Source organism: Streptomyces sp. NBC_01142 (assembly GCF_026341125.1).
Lineage (GTDB): Bacteria > Actinomycetota > Actinomycetes > Streptomycetales > Streptomycetaceae > Streptomyces.
In genome coordinates, this window is the sequence record NZ_JAPEOR010000001.1 from 3,364,952 (window position 1) to 3,382,520 (window position 17,569).

The window sequence follows — 17,569 nt, forward strand, 5'->3', positions numbered from 1 at the left end:
AATTAAGTCCGATTTGTAGTTATCAATTAATGCTGAGGAGGACGGGGTCGAAGAGCCTCGGCCTCCCTGCCCTCCCGTGTCGGCGGACGAGTGGACCGCCTTTCAATCGGCCGTCCGGGACAGGGAATTCGCCCGGAAAGCCGGACAGCGCGGCCGGACCTCACCGTCCGAGGTCCGACCGTCGGCGGCGAAGGGGCAAAGGCCCAGACCGCCCCGGGCGCTGCCCGCGCTACGGGCAGGGGTGCGCCTCGCCTTTCGCTCCCCACGTCTTGCGTTGGTCGCCGCGCGCCAAAGTGCCGCACAGCAGCTCGGTCACCGGCTCGCCGTTGCTGCCCCGCAGCACCGCAAGCAACTTGTCCTCCGTCAGCCGGCCGCCGCCCGCCGCGCCGTGCGCGTCGATGCGGCCGGTGGCCCCGTCGAAACCCCCGCCGCCCAGGCCCTGGTACAGCACCCCCTGCAACAGCCCGCGGTCGAGGCGGTCGTCATGGCCGCCGGTGGTGCGCCAGGCCTGGTCGATGCCTTCGGCGAGATAGCGCAACGCGTCCCAGGCGAGCGTGACATGGCCGTCCTCGCGCATGGCTTTGGTCCTGGCGCTGCGGTCGCCGCCGTACGCACGGTCGTACGCGGCGAGGAAGGCACCGGCCTCTGGGCTCTGCGCCGCCAGCGTGGGGGCGTAACCGTGCGAGACGTAGAAGAGAGTGAGGCCCTTGAAGGCGTCCCAGGGGCGCTGCTCCTCCGTCAGCGTATTGGTGACGTCATCACCGCCGAGCACGCTGATCTTCGGGCAGTCGCCGGAGATTCGGGCGATCTCGGCCAGGAACAGCTGGAACTGGCTGGCCCGCGCCGACCACACCACCGCCGTCCGCGGCTCCTCCTTCACCGCACGGCAGACCTCACGGGCCAGGTCCTCCACGGTCTGCACGGGCCGCCCGCCGAGTGCACCCGGCACCGGGTCGGGCTCCGGTGCGTCGGTGGGGGTGTAGAGGAGTACGTCGGTGCGCCGCGGACCGTACGAGGCGCGGAAGGAGGCGGCGAGGCTGTTGCTGTACGCGTCGGTGGCGTCGGCGACGAGACTCACCCGGCGCGCCTTCTGTCTGCCCGTGGTCATCCCGGCGTCCGAGGCGAACGCCGCCATCAGCTCGGCGGCCCGCGCGTCGGTGGGGGCCGTCTGGTAGTAGTGCTCGCCCTGGCGAAGGAGTTCATCGGCGGTGCCCGATGTGCCGACCATCGGGATGCCGGCCTTGTCGAGGGTGCGAATCGCCTCGTACGTCTTGCGACGGCTCTGCCCGAAGCCTACGACGCCCGCGATGGAGGGGTCGCTCGCCGCGAGCTCCGCGATCCGGTCGGCGACGGCGGGTGCGTCCTTGAAGCGGTCCCCCGCGTTGGCGGCGAGTACCCGCAGCGGTACGCGCTCGCCGGAGCGCAGTGCATGGGCGTTGATGCGCTGCTGTGCCAGCGCGATGCCACGCAGCTCCGCCAATGTGCCGCCGCGTACCGGGTCTTCGGCGTCCTTCCCGCCGGTGAGCGGTCCGAAGTAGACGACGGTGCGGCGGCCGGGGCGGGGATCGTCGGCGGGCCGGCCCGCGAGCTCCTTGTCGACCTCCTCGTTCTGCCGTTCGATCTGCTGGAGCACGGCTCGTACGGCCTGTTCGCTGGGCTCCTTGCCGAAGCCGGCCGCACCTTCGGCGACGCCGACACACTGCCCGTCGGTGCCGAGGAAGGTGGAGCCCTGGCAGGGGTCGTCCTTGTTGCGACCCCCGAAGTCCGGTACGAGGACGAGGCCGACGACGACTGCCAGCGCGAGTACTCCGATGCCGAGCACTCCGGCCACCTCGGTGCCCGGACCCCACCGCGGCGACGGCGTCACCAGCGTCGGCCAGCGGCCGAGCCAGTACACCGCTGCCTGGTCGTCCTCGGGACCCTCGGCCACCGGCACGACAATGCCGGTCGGCTGCCCCGGTGTCATCCCGCGCCGTTCGATGTTGATCAGTTCGGCGCCGGCGTGGGCGAGGCCCGATGCGTCGATGTCGGGGATGCGCGAGGCGAGCGAACGTACACCGCCCGCCACCGCGAACACCGAGGTGCAGCGCAAGTCCTCCATGGCGGAGCGGAGTTCACGCAGGAAGCGCTGGACGCGCGAGTCGGCGGGCCCTGCCTCGTCGAAGAGCAGCACGAAGCGGGAGGTGCGGCGGCGCCGCCAGGGATTGAGGAGGCGGGCCCGGCAGACCTGGTCGAGGTCGGCGAGCAGGGCATGCATGAGCACCCGGTCCATGCGCTCCGGCTCATCGGCCGCCTCGCCGTGTACGAGATCGAGCGCGGAGCGGAAGAAGTCGGTCGGAGGACTGCCGTGCTGCCGGCGTACCCACTCCGCATACCAGCTGCGGCTGCGGGCCCGCCCCAGCATGCGGCGGTTGGCCCGCCAGCCGTAGAGGGCGCGCGGCAACCGCTGGAAGAGCGGGCCTGCGATGAAGTTCCACAGCAGCTCGAGGAGGGTGCCGCCGCTGGCCTGGTCGCGGCCGCCGAGCCACCACAGCGTCTGGGCGGTACGGGACCAGTTGCGGTGCTCCGCGTAGCAGTGGTTGCGCAGCTCGGCGTGGCGGCGCTCCATCAGTCCCTCGATAGCGGGCGCGGTGACGACGGAGCGCAGTAACCGGTAGCTGTGCAGCCGAAGTTCCCCGGTGCCGGGCGGCATCGTCTCGGCGAGCTGGAGGGTCAGATGCTCGAAGATTTCGAGGGGTGGCGGATCGGTCCCGTCCGGGATCTGCGGGATGTACGCGTGCGGCGCGAGGACCTCGCTACGGCCGCGCATCCGTGAGCGGAGCCCCGCGACGATCCGCCGTCCCGCAGTGCCGCCGCCCGGCTCGCTGAGCAGGACGACCGGCACTCTGCTGCGGCTGCGCCGCGGCTGTACCACCAGTTTGTCGAATGCATCGATGAAGCGCTCGACGCCCGGATAGGCCGGAATACGGCTCTGTGGATCCCCCGCTGCCATGACAGGCCCCTCCCTTGTTCCCCCTGAGAAGCAAGGGATATTCCCCTTAACAGCGCTGTGCAAGCGTGTAGTTGGATCACATGGCAGGCACAATCCTGGGAGCGGCCGGGAGACACCTTCACCCATGACTTCCACCCCACCCACGAGAAGGCAACCTTGGTAGGTTGCCCGGATGACGTCATTGCTGCGCCTGGAGAAGGTCACACCGGACAACGTTCTCGCCGCGTGCCGGTTGCAGGTGCGACCTGACCAGGAGGAGTTCGTGGCTCCGGTCGCGCGGTCCCTGGCGGAGGCCTATACCCAGCCTGAGATCGCCTGGCCTCGGCTGATCTTCGACGGTGAGCAGCTCGTGGGCTTCGTCATGGGCTTTTTCATGGTCCGTTTCGACCCGGACAACCCGGACGACGCGTTCCGCAGTGGGATCTGGCGACTGAACATCGCCGCCGGTCAACAGGGCCGGGGGTATGGCCGCTTCGCTGTGCAGTCCGTGTGCGAGGAGGTTCGAAGGCGAGGGCAGACACGCGCAACGGTGACCTGGGCGCCGGGCGAGCACGGGCCCGAGCGGTTCTACCTGGGTCTCGGATTTCGCCCAACGGGAGAGAAGAGCGGCGATGAGGTCGTGGGTGAGCTCGCCCTGACCGGGGCCGGGGCCTGACAGCGCCGGCGTCGACGGCGGAGGCGAACGACTGCGGACGTGCCCGAGTCGGTGTACATCACGGCATCACCGTGAGCGCCGACACGTGCTTCCGTGACCTCACCGGCAGTTGCGCGCCCCGCTTCCGGTCCAGGTACCGTGCGGGTCGACCACCGCCGGACCACGGCGACGGTTCGTCAATGGGCCGATGGGCCCGCCCCTCGGTCGGGGGCCGGGGCCTGCAGTGGCTCCGGTTCGCGCAGCCGGCGCAGCGCCTGATGGGCCGACCAGACGACGGACACCAGGGGCACGGCCACCACCGCGCCCACCACTCCGGCCGCGATGGCGCCGCCGACGACCGAGAGCGCGACCACCACAGGGTGCAGCCGCACGGCCCAGCTCATCACGAGAGGGTGCAGCAGATGGCCCTCGATCTGTCCGATGATCACGATGAGGGCGACGACCATGGCCGCGATCAGCGGGCCTTTGGCCGCCAGGGCGACCACTGCGGCGACCGCGAGGGCAATGGGTGAGCCGATCAGTGGAATGAAGGCGGCGAAGAACTCCAGCAGGGCAAGAGGGACCGCGAGCGGCACGCCGAGAGCGAAGAGGGCGACGCCGACCAGGATCGCGTTGGTCGCGGCCACCAGCACGATGCCGTGGGTGTAGCCGGTGAAGGTCCGCCAGGCGGCGCGGCCCGCGACCGACACACGTTCCCGGGCGGCCGGCGGCAGCTGGTCGCAGAACCAGCCCCACTGCCGGTCACCGGAGTGGATGAAGAAGATCGAGCAGAACAGGGCCAGTGCGAACACGGTCAGGACCTCGACGAGGCGGCCCGCGCCGCTCAATGCCGTACTGACGAGGGTGGACCGGTGGCTGGACAGGAACTGCCCGATCCGTGACCGGATGTCGGTGAGTGCCTCGGGGTTGAGCCTGAACGGCGGGTCCTCGAGCCAGCGCTCGATCCTGCCGACGCCCGCCCCGAACTCCCGTGCCAGCCCGGCCCGCTCTCCGGCCACCGCCTCGCCGACCAGGGTCAGGACCCCGAGAACGAGGACGATGCTGCCGAGCAGGGACACGGTGACGGCCAGCGGCCGTGGCAGGACCCGCGCCAGGAGGTCGGTCAGCGGCCGGAGCATCGCGGTGCCGACCAGGCCGAGGAAGACGGCCACGCCGATCTCGTGGAACCGACCCAGCACGGAGAACACGGCGTACACGAGGCCGCCCACCACGAGGATTCGCCAGGCGTACGCGGCAGCGGTCTGCAGGGCGGGGAACACGCGCGGCTCGCCGCCGGGCCGGGAGTGGGGCGGCGTGCGCCGGCTGCCCGTCTTCCCGGCCGGAGGGCGGGTGAGGCCGCGCAGTGCCTGACGCGACGCGGTGCGGATCCGGTGCCGGCGCCCGGCGGACGGCGCGCCGGGGTCAGGGTCTGTGGAGTGCGGATCCGGTGGCATGGACATCCACAAGCTCGTACCACCGCGGGCTCTCCGTGCCACGCCACCGGCGCGACATTCGCCCGAAGGTACGCGGCCGTGTGCGGTGGCGACGGCCGCTCCCGCCCGGCGGGGAGTCCAGGAGGCGGCAGCCAAGTGCGAGCGGCCTCGAGCGGCCTCGCGACGCTCACTCAGCGGCCCTGCTCAGCGGCGCCGCTCAGCGGTTTTGCTCAGCGGCGCTCCGGGCGCTGTAGGCGAGAAGCGTGCCGGCCCCAGCCGGGTCGCGAGCGCCGGGGCGAGTTGTCAGCCGGTCTGCCGCTCATCCTCACCGGGAATGTCAGGGAACGAGTGATGCTCGTGTGCCACCACCCATCGTTCCCCCTGCTTGCGCAGCCCGAGTGTAAGGCGGAGACGGTTCGCCGGTTGTGAGGCGAGCTCCTGCGGAGTTCCGCAGCGGAGCAGGGCCTGGGCGTAGGCGACGTCATCGCCGGCGGTGACCTCCAGGGACGTGATCTCGAACGCGGCGCCCTGAGCCTGCCACTCGAAGAAGGGCGGCCACGTCTCGCGGTAGTCGTCGATGCCGCGGACCCCCTCGTAGGGCGGCGGCACGTCGAACATCACGATGTCGTCGGCGTGATTCGCCAGGACACCTTTCAGGTCGCCCGCGTGTACCGCCGTGGCCCACTGCTCGATCAGGGTCCGAATCTGCTCTTCGTTGTCGGACATGGCTCAGCTCACAGTCCTTTGGACGGCACTGCTCCGCAGTGCGTTCGGGGGCGCGCGTCAAACACGTCCACCTAGGAAGACATTCTTCCGCACCGAAACTCATCGCCCAGATCGCGCCCGCGTCACGGCTGGAACCGTTCTGCGCTCCCTGACAGCCGGTGAGCCAAGCCCGGGTAGTCGATGACGAGCCCGTCCATGTCGAACTCCAGGTCACTGCGGTACTCACCCGAAGCGAACCGGACGAGCGCACCGCTTTCGGTACGCGTGAGATGGGTGTAGGTCTGGCGTGACGCATGCACGGTCAGGTCCGGCACCGCGACCCAGGCCATCAGGCACGTCTGTTCACCGGGTGCCAGATGGAGCCCGTGTCGTAGCACCGGCATGGTGTTGGTGAGGGGGGAGAGCCCGAGATCGCAGTCGAGCGCGCCGCCGGTGTCGGACACGTGCTCACCGTTGGCGGTCCACCGGCCGCTGCCGTCGTGCAGCAGGAGGAGTTCGTGCGAGCCCGTGGCATTCGCGGCGTGAACCCGCAACTGACTGGTCACGTAGTCCTCACCGGTCTCGAGTTCGTACGAGATCCAGTACGGCTCCGGTGCGGTTCCGACCGCGCGTCCACGCGCTCGCAGGGTCGTTCCGCGGAGTTCGATCCAGGAGGTCTCGTATCCCCGGCTCTCCGTGACTTCCCATGTGAGGACGTGGGAGGCGGCCATGTCCTCACCCTAACGAGGTTGCGGTGACGGCGTCACCGACGCTCCGGCCGGTGAAGGGGTGAAGGGGTGAAGGGGTGAAGGGGTGAAGGGGTGAAGGGGTGAAGGCGCGGAAGGCGCGGAAGGGGAGAGGGGCGCGGAGGGGGAGACGAGCCGTACCTGCGCTGTTGCGCCGCCCGGCGGGGCGGGCCACTGGTCGGTACGATCAGAAGTGATCGTCGGCCGAGTCGCCCGGGGGTTCGAGCATGGGGCAGCCGGGCGGAGCGAAGAAGGTCGCCATGACTACGATCTCCCTCAAGGCCGCACCTCTGCGGGAGGGGCTTACCCTCCCCTACGCCGAGGCCGGCTATCCCGGTGGCACGCCTGTTGTCTTCGTACACTCCTTCGCCGACTCCTGGTGGTCTTTCGAACCCCTCCTGAGGCGCCTCCCGCCGTCCCTGCACGGTTACGCACCGAGCCAGCGTGGCCACGGCGACGCCGACCGGCCCCCTGACGGATACCGGCCCGAGGATTTCGCCTCCGATCTCGTGGCTTTCCTCGACGCCGTCGGAATCGGCCGCACCGTACTCGTCGGATCTTCCAGCGGCGGCGTGCCCGCCCGTATCGTCGCGGGCAGCCACCCCGACCGCATCTCGGGGCTGGTACTGCTCGGTGTCCCGGCCACGCTCGCGGACAAGCCTGCGGTGGCCGGGATGGGGGAGGCCGTCCAGCGCCTCTCCGATCCCATCGACCGCGAGTTCGTCGAGGACTTCATGGGCGCAATGGTGTCCCGGCCGGTCGCCCGGGGACTCATCGAGACCATGATCGACGAGAACCTCAAAGTCCCCGCCCGCGTGTGGAAGGAGACGGTGCGCGGACTGCTCGAAGCCGATCTCACCTCGACCCTGGCCGGCATCCTGGTACCGACTCTCGTCATCTGGGGCGACCAGGACGACTACCTTCCGCGCAGCGACCAAGAGGTCATCCTCGACGCCATCCACGGTGCGCGCCTGCTCACCTACGAGGGCGTCGGCCATGTCGTCCACTGGGAACAGCCCGACCGCGTCATCACCGACCTCGTCGAGTTCGTCGCCCGTACGGAGCCCGCCGGCTCTCCCGGCAGTCACTGAACGCACAGAACGAGCTGCAACCGGAACTCCTCCGCGGAGCTAGACAAGCGTGATCGCCGCGGCGGCGATGAACAGCATCTGCAGTGCCGTGCGCGGGCCGAGCGGATCCCCCTGCGCCACGCGCCGCCTGGTCGCGGAGACGTTGGCAGGGAACATGGCGATCATGAGCAGGATCAGCCCGGCCGCTGCCCACGGCGCCGTCACTGGGATCAGCAGGCCGACTGCGCCGACCAGTTCGAGGATGCCGGTGGCGGTGACAAGGAGGTCCGGTCGGGGCAGCGCCGGCGGGACCATGCCTATGAGGTCGTGGCGGAGCTTGGGGTAGAAGTGGGCGAACCCGGTGAGCAGGAACATCAGCGCCAGCCCGACGAGCAGTGCCGGGTGCCAGCCGTCGAGTGCCTCTACACCGGCCAGCCCGGCCAGGCGGGCCGCCAGAAACCCGGCAACGAGTGCGACAAGGGGTTCCATGAAGACCTCCCAGAGCGTGAACTTGTCAGTATCAAGATAAGCGGTTCGGGCACTATCTTGTCAATGGAAAGATATGCTGAGGTCATGACCGACCGGCCCTATCACCACGGGAACCTCCGCCGCGCTCTGCTCGCCGCGGCCGTCGAAGCGATCGAACAGAACGGGCACGCGGCGCTGAGCCTGCGCGATCTGGCACGCCGCGCGGGCGTATCGCACGCCGCCCCCACCCACCACTTCGGCGACAAGACAGGCCTGCTCACCGCACTCGCCGCCCAGGGCTACGACCTGCTCGCCGACGCGCTCGACGCTGCCGGTGACGAGATGCTCGAGGCGGGCGTGGCCTATGTACGGTTCGCCGTCGACCACCGGGCTCACTTCGAGGTGATGTTCCAGCCCGGCCTCTACCACCGCGACGATCCCCACGTCGCCGCCGCCCGCAGCCGGGCCGATCAGCGTCTCGCGGATGCGCTCTCGGCACTGCCCGACCCTCCGGTAGCCGAGGACCGCCGGGCGGCCGAACTCGCGGCGTGGTCCATCGTGCACGGCTTCGCGTCCCTCTGGCTCAGCGGCGCGCTGCCCACCGAACCGGACGATGACCCTGGCACCCTGGCCCGGACAGTCATTCGCCGGCTGTTCGAACACCACTGATCAGACGGCCGTAGGACGCGGCTCTGGTCAGGGCGCGGTAGCGGCCGACGGGCCCCGGTCCACTCGCCGATCTGCCGTACGGGGCCCTGTTCAACCCCATGAAATTTGGGGAGTCCGCCCGGGTCAGCGAGACCCACCCGTCGTAGAGCGGCGGTCCTGCGGGATACGCTCGAGCAGCCCACGGAGATCGTCGGCATGTTCTTCCTCCTGCGCGAGCAGGTCCTCGAACACCCGGCGCGTAGTGGGGTCGTCCTTGCCGAGCCACTGGATGATCTCGGTGTACGACGTGATGGCCACCCGCTCGGCCACCAGGTCCTCCTTGATCATGTCGATCAGGTCGGAACTCGCGTCGTACTCCGCATGGGCCCGCGTGGTCAGCGTGTCCGGATCGAAGTCCGGCGCGCCGCCCAGCTGCACGATCCGCTGAGCCAGCTTGTCGGCGTGCTCCTGTTCCTGCTGCGCATGCTCGAGGAACTCCGCGGCCACAGGCTCGGAGTAGAGCCCGGACGCCGTGTAGTAGTGCCTCTTGTAGCGCAGGGTGCAGACGATCTCGGTGGCCAGGGCTTCGTTGAGCACTTGGAGCACCCGCTCAAGATCGGCGCCGTACGCGTCCGTCACCGGCCCCTTCCCCATCTCCTTGCGGGCACGGTCGCGAATCTGCTCGATGTCGGTGAGGAAGTCGGCCACGGTGCAGAACACCCTTTCCTGTCGCATGGGGCGCGGACAAGCTACGGGTACCCGCCGTGTGCCCTCGCCCATCGGAGTCCGTCAGGGTTCAGCCGCTCGGCACAGGCCTGAACCTTGCCCGATGGGGGAGGTGTGGGTTGCGGACAGCACACTGAATGGGTGCAGCGGACATCCGCACGGCGAGAAGGAGACCGGTCATGAGCCGCCCCACGGACAGTGACGGCAGCACGGGCGACGGTACAGAGGGCAACGCCGGGTACGGAAAGAAGCCGTTCAAGCGGTCCACCAGCCACTTCGCCGACCGCATCACCGCCGACGGCAGGGACGGCTGGCCGGTCGAGGCAGGGCGCTACCGCCTGGTCGTCAGCCGCGCCTGCCCATGGGCGAGCCGCGCCCTCGTGTCGCGACGTCTCCTCGGCCTTGAGGGCGCGCTGTCGCTCGCCGTCACCGACCCGATTCAGGACGATCGCAGCTGGCGCTTCACCCTGGACGCGGACGACCGTGACCCGGTGCTCGGCATCCGCTACCTGAGCGAGGCGTACGACGCGCGGGAGAAGAAGTACCCGGGCGGCGTCAGTGTGCCCGCGATCGTGGACGTGCCGACCGGACAACTGGTCACCAACGACTACCAGCAGATCACCCTGGACTTCGCGACCGAGTGGACGGCACTGCACCGCCCCGGCGCACCCGACCTCTACCCCGAACGGCTGCGCGACGAAATCGACGAGGTCATGGAAGGCGTCTACCGGAACGTCAACAACGGTGTGTACCGCGCCGGTTTCGCGGCGGAGCAGAGTGAGTACGAAGAGGCGTACCGCGACGTTTTCCGCCAGCTGGACCTGGTCGGCGAGCGGCTTTCCAGCCGTCGCTATCTGGTGGGCGACACCATAACGGAGGCGGACATCCGGCTGTTCACCACACTGGTGCGCTTCGACGCCGTTTACCACGGCCACTTCAAGTGCAACCGCTCGAAGCTGGCCGAGGACCCGGTCCTGTGGGCGTACGCCAGGGACCTCTTCCAGACTCCCGGCTTCGGCGACACCGTCGACTTCGACCACATCAAGCGGCACTACTACCGGGTGCACGAGGGCATCAACCCGACCGGGATCGTGCCCCTCGGCCCCGACCTGACGCAGTGGATGACCCCACACCACCGTGAGGAGCTGGGCGGACGGCCCTTCGGCGACGGCACACCGCCGGACCCGGTGCCCCGGGGAGAAGAGATCTCTGCGGAAGGCCGCCACTGAGAGGCCGTCATCGCGCCTCCCGCCTCCCCTGCGGCGGCCTCGTCCGCCACTTCGGATCTCTCGAGGACGTCGGGCAGCGCGGCGGCTTCCCGAAGGGGGCTCAGCCCCAGCCCTGGGAGTAATGCCTGCGGAAGCTTCTGCGGTCCTGCGCCGACCGGATCCATCGGGTGGCCACCAGCCCGAGAAGACTCACCACAATGACCGTCAGACCGGGTGTAAGGGTCCGGAGGTTGGCGATTTCGGCAAGTGTCGTCGGAACGTCTGCTGCTCCCGGCGCGACCGCCCCGCCGTCACCCGGTGGCGCGCCTGCTGCCGGGTCTGTGCCGATACCGCCCCCGGAAGCCGTGCTGCCGCCGATCACGCTCACGCCGAGGGCTGCCAACGCCGTGGTCACCGGCTGGAAGTACGTGGTCCCACCACTGGCGCAGTCGCCGTTGCCGCCCGAGGTCACGCCGAGCGCCAGCCCCTGGGCGAACAGCGGGCCCCCGCTGTCCCCGGGCTCGGCGCAGACTGTCGTCTCGATCAGACCGGTGACCGTGCCCTCGGGGTAATTCACCGTCGCGTTCAACCCGGTCACCCGGCCGGACCGCATTCCCGTCGTGCTGCCGCTGCGGAAGACCTCCTGACCGACGAAGGGATCGGCGGCCCCGGTGATCCCTATTGCCTGGCCGCCACCGATGCCCACGACGCCACTCGCACCGGAAGCGCCGCCGTCTTCGTACCGGACGAGGGCGAAATCGCTACCGGGGAATGTGCCGGCCGTTGTGGTCCCGACCCGTTTGCCGACCCCCGAGTCCCGGAACCATGTGGTGCCCGTCGGACCGCAGTGTCCGGCCGTCAGGATGAAGTTGTTCCGGCCGTCGGTCACATTGAATCCGGCGGAGCAGCGCTCGTTGCCGCCGAAGATCGGGTCGGCGCCGTTGACCCTGGTGGTGAACGAGCCCCTGGTCCGTTGCATGTCCACGAAGCCGCCGATCTCTTCGGCGAGGCCGGACATGCGTGACCAGTCCGCGGCGGAGACGGTGCTGTCGGCCTGCACCACGACCTTGTTGGAGGCGTAGTCCACCGCCCACGCGGTGCCGGGCACCCGGGGCGCCGCGCGCAGCGCATCGGTGGCCGAGCGGAGCCGGCTCATGCTGTGGCGGACGACTTCGGCGCGTGCGCCTGCCCGTCCGACCTCGGCCGCAGCGTCTGCATCGGTCACCGCGACGACCGGGCGCCCGTCGGAGCCCATCCAGGTACCCGCGGTACGAGATGTGCCGAGCCGTGCGACCAGAGTCGTACCCAGGTCGGCGCGCGCGGCGGTGCCTCCGTCCCCTTGCCCTGCGGATTGCCCTGCGGCCGGTTCGTTCGCCATCGCGTTCGTCATCATCAGCCCGCCGCAGAGCAGTCCGCCGACGGCCGCCAGCCTCGCGATCCGCTGCAGGCTGCGTCGTGCGTGCTTCATCCGTCGCCCCCAAAGCCGTTCCGGCACGGCGTCACCAGCGCCGGGGTCCGCGGAAGGCGGAGCCCTCCTTCCATTACGTGCCGCCCCGCCGTCCTGTTCACCTCCACACCGCCCAAGCCGTCCAGAGCCCTCCATGCCGGCCTCATGCCGCTCTCACGCCGGGGGGATGCGTACGGTGATGATCACAAGCCGTCGGGTACGGTGGCCAGGCCATTGACTCCAGAGGGCGGAGGCCGGCAGCGTCGCCAGCCTTCACAGCAACGAGGCATTTCGTGCCTACCCATGAGGGAAGCACCCCTGCCGATCGACATCGGCCGATGCGGTGCCCGGACCAACAATCTCATCGACACCTTCCACGAGGCAGCCGGATACCCCTCACGGCGCCGGTGACGACATCACCGGCCCTGGGGCCATCCCGCCAGCGAGACGACAAGGGAGTTTGATGTTCGGCAAGGTACTGGTCGCCAACCGTGGCGAGATCGCGATCCGCGCATTCCGCGCAGCATTCGAGCTGGGCATTTCCACGGTGGCGGTGTTCCCTTACGAGGACCGCAACTCATTGCACCGTGCCAAGGCGGATGAGGCGTACCTGATCGGTGAACCCGGCCATCCCGTGCGGGCGTACCTGTCGGTCGATGAGGTGATCAAGGCCGCGCGCAGGGCCGGCGCGGACGCGATCTACCCCGGCTACGGGTTCCTGTCGGAGAACCCGGACCTGGCCGCGGCCTGCGCGGAGGCGGGGATCACCTTCGTCGGACCCCCCTCCTCGGTACTGCATCTGACGGGGAACAAGTCCCGTGCGGTCGCGGCGGCGCGGGAGGCCGGCGTCCCGGTACTCACCTCGTCGGAGCCGTCCACGGACGTGGAGGCGCTGCTCGCCGCGGCCGAGAGCATGCAGTTCCCGCTCTTCGTGAAAGCCGTAGCCGGTGGTGGCGGGCGGGGCATGCGCCGCGTGGCCGAACCCCGTGAGCTGCACGAGGCAATCGACGCGGCGATGCGCGAGGCGCAGTCCGCGTTCGGTGACGCGACGGTCTTCCTCGAGCAGGCCGTGGTGAACCCGCGCCACATCGAAGTGCAGATTCTGGCCGACGCCGACGGCAACGTCGTGCATCTGTACGAGCGGGACTGCTCGGTGCAGCGGCGCCACCAGAAAGTCGTCGAGATCGCGCCCGCACCGAACCTGGATCCGGAACTGCGCGAGCGGATCTGCGCAGACGCCGTCGCCTTCGCGCGCCACATCGGCTACGTGAACGCGGGCACCGTGGAGTTCCTCGTCGACGAGCGAGGCAACCACGTCTTCATCGAGATGAACCCCCGCATCCAGGTCGAGCACACCGTGACCGAGCAGGTCACCGGCCGGGACCTGGTGATCGCCCAGATGCGCATCGCCGCCGGCATGACCCTTCCCGAACTGCACCTGACACAGGACGACATCGTCCTGTCCGGCTCCGCCCTGCAGTGCCGCATCACCACCGAGGACCCCGCCAACGGCTTCCGCCCCGACGTGGGCACCATCTCCGCCTACCGCTCACCGGGCGGGCCCGGAGTCCGGCTCGACGGCGGCACGGTGCACACCGGCGCCGAGGTGTCGGCACACTTCGACTCGATGCTCGTCAAACTCACCTGCCACGGGCACGACTTCGCCAACGCCGCCCGTCGTGCGCGCCGGGCGATCGCCGAGTTCCGCATCCGCGGGGTGGCCACCAACCTGCCCTTCCTCGGTGCGGTGCTGGACCACCCGGAATTCAACGCCGGCCGCATCACGACCAGCTTCATCGACGAGCATCCGCAGCTGATCCGGGCCCGTCCCTCGGCCGACCGCGGCAGCCGCATGCTCAGCTATCTCGCCGAGACGACCGTCAACCGGCCCCACGGGCACCGGCCGCAGGTCATCGACCCCAGCGACAAACTGCCGCCCATCCCCGTCGGTACATCGGCGCCCGACGGTTCCCGGCAGCGCCTCGCCGCCCTGGGGCCGGACGCCTTCGCGGCCGAACTCCGCCGCCAGTCGGCTGTCGCCGTCACGGACACCACCTTCCGTGACGCTCACCAGTCCCTGCTCGCGACCCGTGTGCGAACCCGGGACCTGGTGGCCGTTGCCCCGCACGTCGCGCACACGGTGCCGCAGCTGCTGAGCCTGGAGTGCTGGGGCGGCGCGACCTACGACGTGGCGCTGCGGTTCCTTGCGGAGGACCCCTGGGATCGACTCGCGGCGGTACGCGAGGCGGTGCCCAACGTCTGCACACAGATGCTGCTGCGTGGGCGCAACACCGTTGGCTACACCCCCTATCCGACAGAAGTGACGGAAGCGTTCGTCGCCGAGGCCGCAGCCACCGGAATGGACATTTTCCGGATTTTCGACGCTCTCAACGACATCTCACAGATGCGCCCGGCGATCGATGCGGTACGCGCCACCGGCACGTCCCTGGCCGAGGTCGCCCTCTGCTACACCGCGGACCTGTCGAACCCCGCCGAGAAGCTCTACACGCTGGACTACTACCTGCGTCTGGCCGAGCAGATCGTCGAGGCCGGCGCCCATGTGCTGGCGATCAAGGACATGGCCGGGCTGCTGCGCCCGCCGGCCGCCCGCACTCTGGTGACGGCGCTGCGCGAGCGGTTCGACCTTCCGGTGCACCTGCACACCCACGACACGGCGGGCGGGCAGCTCGCGACACTGATCGCCGCGATCGACGCGGGGGTCGACGCGGTCGACGCCGCGGTCGCCTCGATGGCGGGCACCACCAGCCAGCCGCCGCTGTCGGCACTGGTCGCGGCCACCGACAACACCGAGCGGGCGACCGGACTGTCGCTGCAGGCAGTCGGGGATCTGGAGCCGTACTGGGAGGCGATGCGCAAGGTCTACGCGCCGTTCGAGTCCGGGCTGGCCTCGCCCACGGGGCGTATCTATCACCATGAAATCCCCGGCGGGCAGTTGTCGAATCTGCGCCAGCAGGCCATCGCGCTCGGTCTGGGGGACCGCTTCGAGCTGATCGAGGACTGCTACGCGGCGGCGGACCGGATGCTCGGCCGGCTGGTGAAGGTGACACCGTCGTCGAAGGTGGTGGGAGACCTCGCGCTGCATCTGGTCGGAGCCGGAGTGGAGGCCGCGGACTTCGAGGCCGACCCGGCCAAGTTCGACGTGCCCGACTCGGTGATCGGCTTCCTGCGCGGTGAGTTGGGCGACCCGCCCGGCGGTTGGCCCGAGCCGTTCCGTACGCGGGCGCTGCACGGCCGTCCGCCGCAGGCGGAAACCCCCACGCTGTCGGACGAGGACCGGAGCGGTCTGCGGGACGCCCCCCGGGCGACACTGAACCGGCTGCTGTTCCCCGGCCCGACCAAGGACTTCGACGCCCACCGCGAATCCTTCGGCGACACCTCCGTACTGCCCACGCAGGACTTCCTCTACGGCCTGGAACCGGAGACCGAGCACACGGTCACCCTCGAGCCCGGCGTCACGCTGCTGATCGAGCTGGAAGCCATTTCCGAGCCCGACGAGCGGGGCTACCGTACGGTGCTGGCCACGCTCAACGGGCAGATGCGACCGGTGTCGGTCCGGGACGAGTCCGTCGCCACCGACGTCAAGGCGGCGGAGAAGGCCGAGCGGGGCAACGAACGCCACGTTGCCGCACCGTTCGCCGGCGTGGTCACACTGCAGGTCGAGGAGGGCGCCTCGGTGTCCGCGGGCCAGACAGTGGCCACCATCGAGGCGATGAAGATGGAGGCGTCCATCACCGCCCAGTACGCGGGCACCGTCGGCCGGCTGGCGATCGGCAAGATTCAGCAGGTCGAGGCGGGCGACCTGCTCATCGAGATCGCCTGACACCTGTCGCGAACGGGCGGCCCGGAGAGGGGATCTCCGGGCCGCCCGTCAGACGGGCCGAAACCGGACGTGGCGCCTCTGCTCGCATCAGGGGATCGCTGTGGGTAACCGTTCGAGGTGCGGGGGCCTTGTGGCGCTGGTTCGCTGAAGGCGCACGATGTTTTCTCTCGTCCAAGGAGCGACGATGAGCGTTGTGGGTGACCCCGGTGGCCGAGCCCAGCAGATGCGGGACCAGGCTCAGCAGATGACGGAGGCGGCTGAGCGCACGACTGACCCGGACGAGCGTCAGCGGCTCCAGGAGAAGGCCCGGAAGCTGCGGGACCAGAGCGAGCAGCAGAGCAGCATGGGCGGCGGAGACATTTACCCCCCTGAGTAGGCGCTTTGTGTACGGCAGAGGTGGGGACCCAGCCGCTTCTGCTCGACACGTTTGGAACCGTCGTCCACCGGTCACCCGAGCACCATGGGCAGGGCTGCAAAGAAGCGCGCCCGATCGCAGGCGCGGCTGCCTGCCGCGGAGACGGCACGATGTACGGAGCCGAGCATGGGTGAAATGGACGCAGTAGAGAGCGAGGCTCTCTGGGATGAGTTTCATCGACTGGTGAACATGACCTCCCAGGAGCTGAGCGCATGGCTCGAGACCCGAGAGGCGGCCGAGAGTACGGAAGCTCTGCCGCAGGGCGTCGGCGCCGAGGAGGGCAGGCGTGTGCTGTCGATTCTGTTGAAGCGGCGCGCCGACCTCACCGACGACGACGTACAGGTCATGCACCAGGTCGTGGAAGCGGTCGAGGCGCAGCAGGAGCGGGATGGAGACGCCACGGACACTCAGTGGCGTCACAGCCTCATGACCCTCGGACACGATCCGCTCAAGCCCTGAAGGAAGCGGAACAAAAGAGGCGGGGCCATGGGCGACCGTGACGTGGTGGCAGCACTGCTGGACTCGCAGGGCCGCAGCTTCGCGCAGGAAGCGGGGATCAGGCTCCGGGACACACCGCAGCCGCTGTACCAACTCCTCGTACTGGCCCGCCTGTTGAGCAGGAGAATCCGCAGCAGCACCGCGGTGGAAACCGCCCGGGCCCTGAACGGGGCGGGGCTGCGCACCCCGCGACGCATGAGGGAAGCGACCTGGCAGCAAAGGGTCGACGCCCTGGGGAGGGGCGGTTATCGCCGGTACGACGAGAGTACGGCGACGCAGCTCGGTGACGGAGCACAGCTGGTGATGGACGAGTGGGGCGGAGATCTGCGTCGCCTCCGGGCCGAGGCGGCCGGTGATGTCGCGTCCCTGCGCCGGCTGCTCCAGAAGGTTCCGGGTATCGGCCCTACGGGCGCGGACATCTTTCTCCGCGAGGTGCAGGACCTCTGGTCCGAGGCAGCGCCCTATCTGGATGAAAAGGCATTGCAGGGCGCGCGGAGTCTGGGGCTGCCGGACAAGCCGTCGAGACTGGCGCGGTACGCCGGAGAATCAGGGGCGGCTGTATTCGCCGCTGCCCTGGTCCGTGCGGCCCTGGACAAGAAGGTTGCCGACGCCTGTCTGCGACGGGCGGAGACGGAGCACACTCCCGAAGGCAGAACGGAGTGAGGGTCGAGCCGGGTGTGTGAGGGTCGAGCCGGGTGTGTACGGAACAGCAGGCAATGCGCGCTCGATCTCCGACGC

The 17,569-nt window shown here is 69.5% G+C and carries 15 protein-coding genes; 8 read left to right on the plus strand and 7 right to left on the minus strand.

The window, feature by feature from the left end; translation table 11 throughout:
- Positions 1-229: 229 nt before the first annotated feature.
- A complete protein-coding gene (locus OG883_RS15015) occupies positions 230-2,992 on the minus strand; it encodes an ABC transporter substrate-binding protein (RefSeq protein WP_266540260.1) in 2,763 nt (920 codons plus the stop codon).
- Between the two features lie 172 nt (positions 2,993-3,164).
- Between OG883_RS15015 and OG883_RS15020 the strand changes: the two genes are divergently transcribed.
- Positions 3,165-3,647 (plus strand): GNAT family N-acetyltransferase, encoded by a 483-nt coding sequence (locus tag OG883_RS15020; RefSeq protein ID WP_266540262.1) that lies wholly within the window; start codon positions 3,165-3,167, stop codon positions 3,645-3,647.
- A gap of 176 nt (positions 3,648-3,823) precedes the next feature.
- Here OG883_RS15020 and OG883_RS15025 read toward each other — a convergent pair whose 3' ends face one another.
- From OG883_RS15025 to OG883_RS15035, 3 genes are all read right to left on the minus strand, one after another.
- On the minus strand, positions 3,824-5,086 hold the full coding sequence (locus OG883_RS15025; RefSeq protein ID WP_266540264.1) for an AI-2E family transporter: 1,263 nt from the start codon (positions 5,084-5,086) through the stop codon (positions 3,824-3,826).
- A gap of 276 nt (positions 5,087-5,362) precedes the next feature.
- Positions 5,363-5,785, minus strand: coding sequence for a nuclear transport factor 2 family protein (locus OG883_RS15030; RefSeq protein ID WP_266540266.1), 423 nt, complete (start codon positions 5,783-5,785; stop codon positions 5,363-5,365).
- A gap of 122 nt (positions 5,786-5,907) precedes the next feature.
- A complete protein-coding gene (locus tag OG883_RS15035; RefSeq protein ID WP_266540268.1) occupies positions 5,908-6,495 on the minus strand; it encodes a putative glycolipid-binding domain-containing protein in 588 nt (195 codons plus the stop codon).
- 275 nt (positions 6,496-6,770) lie between these two features.
- Here OG883_RS15035 and OG883_RS15040 point away from each other — a divergent pair, with 275 nt between their 5' ends.
- Positions 6,771-7,601 carry an alpha/beta fold hydrolase gene (locus tag OG883_RS15040; RefSeq protein ID WP_266540270.1) on the plus strand — a complete coding sequence of 277 codons (831 nt, stop codon included), beginning with the start codon at positions 6,771-6,773 and terminating at the stop codon, positions 7,599-7,601.
- A 39-nt stretch (positions 7,602-7,640) separates the two neighbouring features.
- Here OG883_RS15040 and OG883_RS15045 read toward each other — a convergent pair whose 3' ends face one another.
- Positions 7,641-8,069: a DoxX family protein gene (locus OG883_RS15045; protein ID WP_266540272.1), complete on the minus strand. Its 429-nt coding sequence runs from the start codon at positions 8,067-8,069 to the stop codon at positions 7,641-7,643.
- 84 nt (positions 8,070-8,153) lie between these two features.
- Here OG883_RS15045 and OG883_RS15050 point away from each other — a divergent pair, with 84 nt between their 5' ends.
- Positions 8,154-8,717, plus strand: a complete 564-nt coding sequence (locus tag OG883_RS15050; protein ID WP_266540274.1) for a TetR/AcrR family transcriptional regulator — start codon at positions 8,154-8,156, stop codon at positions 8,715-8,717.
- 123 nt (positions 8,718-8,840) lie between these two features.
- Here the strand turns inward: OG883_RS15050 and OG883_RS15055 are convergent, their stop codons facing one another.
- Positions 8,841-9,431 (minus strand): bacterioferritin, encoded by a 591-nt coding sequence (locus tag OG883_RS15055; protein WP_266540276.1) that lies wholly within the window; start codon positions 9,429-9,431, stop codon positions 8,841-8,843.
- A gap of 170 nt (positions 9,432-9,601) precedes the next feature.
- On the opposite strand from OG883_RS15055, the gene OG883_RS15060 reads away from it, so the two are divergent.
- The gene (locus OG883_RS15060) at positions 9,602-10,651 is read left to right on the plus strand and encodes a glutathione S-transferase family protein (RefSeq protein WP_266540278.1); all 1,050 of its coding nucleotides are present in this window, start codon (positions 9,602-9,604) and stop codon (positions 10,649-10,651) included.
- Between the two features lie 100 nt (positions 10,652-10,751).
- Here OG883_RS15060 and OG883_RS15065 read toward each other — a convergent pair whose 3' ends face one another.
- Positions 10,752-12,098, minus strand: coding sequence for a S1 family peptidase (locus OG883_RS15065; protein ID WP_266540280.1), 1,347 nt, complete (start codon positions 12,096-12,098; stop codon positions 10,752-10,754).
- 442 nt (positions 12,099-12,540) lie between these two features.
- Between OG883_RS15065 and OG883_RS15070 the strand changes: the two genes are divergently transcribed.
- The 4 genes from OG883_RS15070 to OG883_RS15085 all read left to right on the plus strand — a co-directional run bounded on the left by OG883_RS15070 (position 12,541) and on the right by OG883_RS15085 (position 17,494).
- A complete protein-coding gene (locus OG883_RS15070; RefSeq protein WP_266540282.1) occupies positions 12,541-15,918 on the plus strand; it encodes a pyruvate carboxylase in 3,378 nt (1,125 codons plus the stop codon).
- Positions 15,919-16,102: 184 nt separating this feature from the next.
- On the plus strand, positions 16,103-16,294 hold the full coding sequence (locus OG883_RS15075; protein ID WP_266540284.1) for a DUF6381 family protein: 192 nt from the start codon (positions 16,103-16,105) through the stop codon (positions 16,292-16,294).
- A 165-nt stretch (positions 16,295-16,459) separates the two neighbouring features.
- Complete coding sequence (locus OG883_RS15080) at positions 16,460-16,792, plus strand: DUF3140 domain-containing protein (protein WP_266540286.1); 333 nt, start codon at positions 16,460-16,462, stop codon at positions 16,790-16,792.
- A 27-nt stretch (positions 16,793-16,819) separates the two neighbouring features.
- A complete protein-coding gene (locus OG883_RS15085) occupies positions 16,820-17,494 on the plus strand; it encodes an endonuclease (protein ID WP_266540288.1) in 675 nt (224 codons plus the stop codon).
- The last annotated feature ends 75 nt before the right edge of the window (positions 17,495-17,569 follow it).